At 63.3% G+C, this 3903-nt stretch carries 5 protein-coding genes and 1 pseudogene; all 6 read right to left on the reverse strand.

All coding sequences use genetic code 11. The features are described 5' to 3' along the window. Positions 1–319, reverse strand: a pseudogene (locus tag JCM25156_RS31080) (acyl-CoA dehydrogenase family protein); the annotation flags it as partial. After that, positions 286–993 (reverse strand): acyl-CoA dehydrogenase family protein, encoded by a 708-nt coding sequence (locus JCM25156_RS23520; RefSeq protein ID WP_242402603.1) that lies wholly within the window; start codon positions 991–993, stop codon positions 286–288. The pseudogene JCM25156_RS31080 and the gene JCM25156_RS23520, both read right to left, overlap by 34 nt. 51 nt (positions 994–1044) lie before the next feature. After that, positions 1045–2271, reverse strand: a complete 1227-nt coding sequence (locus JCM25156_RS10705; RefSeq protein ID WP_025813077.1) for an MFS transporter — start codon at positions 2269–2271, stop codon at positions 1045–1047. 355 nt (positions 2272–2626) lie between these two features. Next, positions 2627–2758, reverse strand: a complete 132-nt coding sequence (locus JCM25156_RS32100; protein WP_277909436.1) for a hypothetical protein — start codon at positions 2756–2758, stop codon at positions 2627–2629. A gap of 481 nt (positions 2759–3239) precedes the next feature. Further along, positions 3240–3371, reverse strand: coding sequence for a hypothetical protein (locus JCM25156_RS32105; RefSeq protein ID WP_277909437.1), 132 nt, complete (start codon positions 3369–3371; stop codon positions 3240–3242). Between the two features lie 5 nt (positions 3372–3376). After that, the coding region (locus JCM25156_RS23525; protein WP_242402604.1) for a thiamine pyrophosphate-dependent enzyme at positions 3377–3903 on the reverse strand (527 nt) is incomplete at its 5' end.

The raw sequence follows: 3903 nt of genomic DNA on the forward strand, positions 1-3903 counted from the left end.
CCGCCCCGCCTGCATCGACGCTGCAATAGGCGGCGAACAGATCGGTCCCGATCTCACCCAACTGGCGGCGGATATAGGGATCTTCATCGGCCCGCGCCACGCCAGCCGCGCCCCATGGGCGGGCATGGGCGGGCACGAACGCACAGACCGCCCGCAGCACGGCAATGCCGATGCCGGTCAGGATCGCACTGAACCCGGCCTGAAACCGCAGGCTGACATGCAGGGGCAGAACGGTATCGGGGGACAGGGCGTTCCACCGGTCATCCACCCTGACATGCTCCAGCGTCACGGTGCCTGAATCCGTCGCGCGCTGGCCCATCCGGTTCCAGTCATGATGAAAGACGAGGCCCGGCGCATCACGCGGGACCAGATCCATCCGCACGCCCTCACGCAGGTTGCCGCTCTCGCTTGCCCGTACCGGTTGAAGGAGGAAATGGCGACCAGATCCGCCCCCGACGCGCCGGTTGCGTAGATCTTGCGGCCGGAGACAAGATACCCCCCACCCGCCGGGTCGGGCCGGGCCAGCGTTTGCAGGAAACTGTCCGCCGTGCGCCCGTTTTCGGCAACCGCCATGCCCAGTATGACATGCTCATCCACAATGCGCCGCGCCAGCGGGCCACGCAGGTCGGGCGGGGAGTAGACGAATATCTCACGCACCAGATCGTCATGCACCTTGTAGATCTGGGCCACGGCCGGGTCGGCCACGGCCATGCGCAGCATGAGTTCGAGCGAAAGTTCCTGGCTTATCCCCATCCCGCCCCATGCGCGCGGCAGGGCGAGGGCGAGAACACCGGTCCGCTTCAGCGCGGCGATGGCCTGATGGGGGTAGCCCCCGGTCCGATCGCGCTGCGCCGCCGTGGGGGCGATTTCGGTATCCAGCACATGCTGCACCCGTTGCAGGACGTCCCCCGCCCGCCCCGCCACCCACCGGGTGGGGAACAGGTCACGTAACAGGGGGGGCAGGTCGTGCCCTTCAGCCGGTGCGCTTGTCATGCGCCACGATAGAAAGGATGGCACGGCGCATCAAGTGCCCTGCCCCGCCACCTATCCGCCCGCCTGCCTGCGGGCGGCGGCGCGAATATCGCTCAGTGTCAGCAGCCACATCATGAACCCGCCCATGGCGAGGCAGGAGCCCACCCAGCCCACGGATTCCCAGCCCAGACCATAGCTGATCGCCATGCCCCCCAGCCAGGGGCCGATCGCGTTGGCCATGTTGAACGCGCTCTGGTTCAGCGCCGCCGCGAGCGCCTGCGCATCCACCGCCACGCTGAGCAGCCGGGACTGGATGACGGTGCCAAGCCCCCCGCCACAGCCAATCATGAACACGATGGGCATCATGCCCCATACGGAATGCACCGAGCCGGGAAAACCGGCCAGCGCCGCCGCATTGACCAGCAGCGTGCCGCCAATGGTGGGCATCATCTTGCGGTCAGCCGCCCAGGCGCAGGCCATGGTGCCCACGGTCATGCCTACGCCGAACACCGCCAGCATGACGGGCGTCATGTAGGCCGGCGCCCGCGTCACTTCCTGCAAGATGGAGGCAAGATAGGTATAGACACAGAAAATACCCCCGAAACCGACAACACCGATGCCCAGCGTCAGCCAGACCTGCCGGTTACGCAGCGCGCGTATTTCCGTCATGGCGCTGGCATGGGGGCGCGGCGGATCGGTGGGCACGAACCACGCGATCAGCACCATGGTGCACAGCGCCAGCCCCGCGATCAGCACGAACGCCCAGCGCCAGCCCATGACAAGGCCCAGCCCGTTCGCCATCGGCACGCCGCCGATCGTGGCGATGGTCAGCCCCAGCACGACCCTTGCCACGGCCTGCGTGCGCCGTTTTTCGGATACGAGCGAGGACGCGACAATACCCGCCGTGCCGAAATAGGCGCCATGCGGCAGCCCGCTTATGAACCGGCACAGCAGGAGACAGATGTAATTGGGGGCCAGCGCGGTCAGGCCATTGCCCAGCACATAGAGCAGCATCATCCCGATCAGCAGGTATTTACGGCTCTGCCGCGCGCCCAGCATGGCGATCAATGGCGCGCCAACGCACACGCCCGCGGCATAGGCCTCGATCGCATGGCCCGCCTGCGGCACGCTGACATGCATACCCGCCGAAATCATGGGCACGAGGCTCATGGCCGCGAATTCGGCCGTGCCGATGGCAAAGGCCCCCAGCGCCAGAATAAAGAAGATCAGGCCGGTATGGACGGAATGGGGAACAGGTGCTGCCGCCCCTTTCCGGTGGTGGGTCTTTCTATCTGTCATGCGTATGCTCTGGACAAAAATAAAAAAGGCGCACCTGTGTACGCCGTTACATTTTTGGCCGATACACCCATGCTGGCCCGCCTACAAGACTGTCAGGCCCATAGAGTCCACCGCATCGTGAATATATGCCCCCGGGTGCCGGAAAATGGTTCTTCCCGCGCCCGCTTCACGTTTTATCGAACTTGCCTGCCAATTCGTTACCGGGGGCCATGGGCCGGGTCGGCCCCGGTATTCCGCGCATAAAAAAAGACGCCGCAGCGTCCGTTCCGTCCGGTTGTCCCGCCGCTGCCCGCCGGTCATTCCCACACAGGCGCGGGAAGTCCGGCGGCACGGATGTCAGGACAGACCCCGTGGCTCAGGCAGCGCGATCGGATACGATCGTGGCGATCATCAGGGCGGCGATCATGGGCAGGAAGGCGACCATGGTCAGCGAGGACATGGTGTTCACGGAGTGGGCGATCATGGTGCTGATGTTTTCGATAGACATGTTTCTGTTTCCCAAATGCTGAGTTGATGAGCGGACACAACACCAGAACAAAAACACTATCAATAAAAATCCTCGACCACGGCCCTATACTTCCCAATTGATTACAATTTACCAACGAAATGGGTGGCAATTAAATAATCAATGCCCCAACAGGGCCCGGCTTCATTTCTATACAGTGAGATGGAATGCCGACAAAAACGGCAGAATGCGAAACCGGCATTTTGGGGGACGGAGAAAACGATTATAATTTGCGCAAATGCACAATTATTAATCAAGCGTCATCACGTTTTTGTGAGTCCTGTTTCCCTGCCATTTCCCAAAGCGCCAGGGGCCGTGGGCGGCATGCGGATGACGGTCCGTCGATCCACCAGAAAAACATCCGTATTTTCAATAGCCTGTGTCAAAGCCGCCGTCCAGCCTAAAAACAGCTCATTCCACATTCAGGGCCGGAAGTGAACGATATGCTGGCCCGCATGGGCATTCAGGGCACGTCCGGGGTAGCGAATCCATAATCATAGCGGCGCACGGCCTGCCCCATCGCGGCCATTCCCGCCGGGGCGTCCATCGGTGCAAAGCGGATTTCCACAAAGGCCAGCCCTTCATGCCCCGCCACGCGCGTCAGGCCGCCTCAAGCTCCTCGCCGCTGTCCACCCGTACGGACAGCGGGGCCTGATCGCCTGCCAGCGCGGCAGGCAGGGCCGCGTAATTCCAGTTGGCAATGTCGTTATACGCCGCCTGCGGGCCAAGGATCATCCGCTCGATGGTGTAGCCACCATTATTGATCAGGAACACCACGATATTGCAGCGATGCCGCAACAGGGTGGAGAGTTCCTGCGCCGTCATCTGGAATGATCCATCCCCGATAAACAGGACATGCCGCCGCCGGGGCGTGGCCAGACAGGCCCCAAGGGCGGCGGGCAGTGAATAACCGATCGCCGCCCAGACCGGCTGGACCAGCAGGCTGCACTGCGCGGGCAGGCGGGCATGCAGCATGGCCACCATGGAAGACCCATTATCCGCCACCACCACGTCATCTGGCTGCAAAAACCGCTCCATCCGCCGCCAGAAGGCGGCCTGTGCCCATGCCTCCGCCTCTCCCTCGGGTGGCGAGAGCACCGCTTCATCCGGCCGGACCTGCCGCGCGG

The sequence above is a fragment of the Komagataeibacter kakiaceti JCM 25156 genome, assembly GCF_000613305.1.

Excerpts from the sequence above, each read along its gene's own strand:
- JCM25156_RS23520 (WP_242402603.1), bottom strand. The coding sequence starts at position 993 with ATGACAAGCGCACCGGCTGAAGGGCACGACCTGCCCCCCCTGTTACGT.
- JCM25156_RS10705 (WP_025813077.1), bottom strand. The coding sequence starts at position 2,271 with ATGACAGATAGAAAGACCCACCACCGGAAAGGGGCGGCAGCACCTGTT.
- JCM25156_RS32100 (WP_277909436.1), bottom strand. The coding sequence starts at position 2,758 with ATGTCTATCGAAAACATCAGCACCATGATCGCCCACTCCGTGAACACC.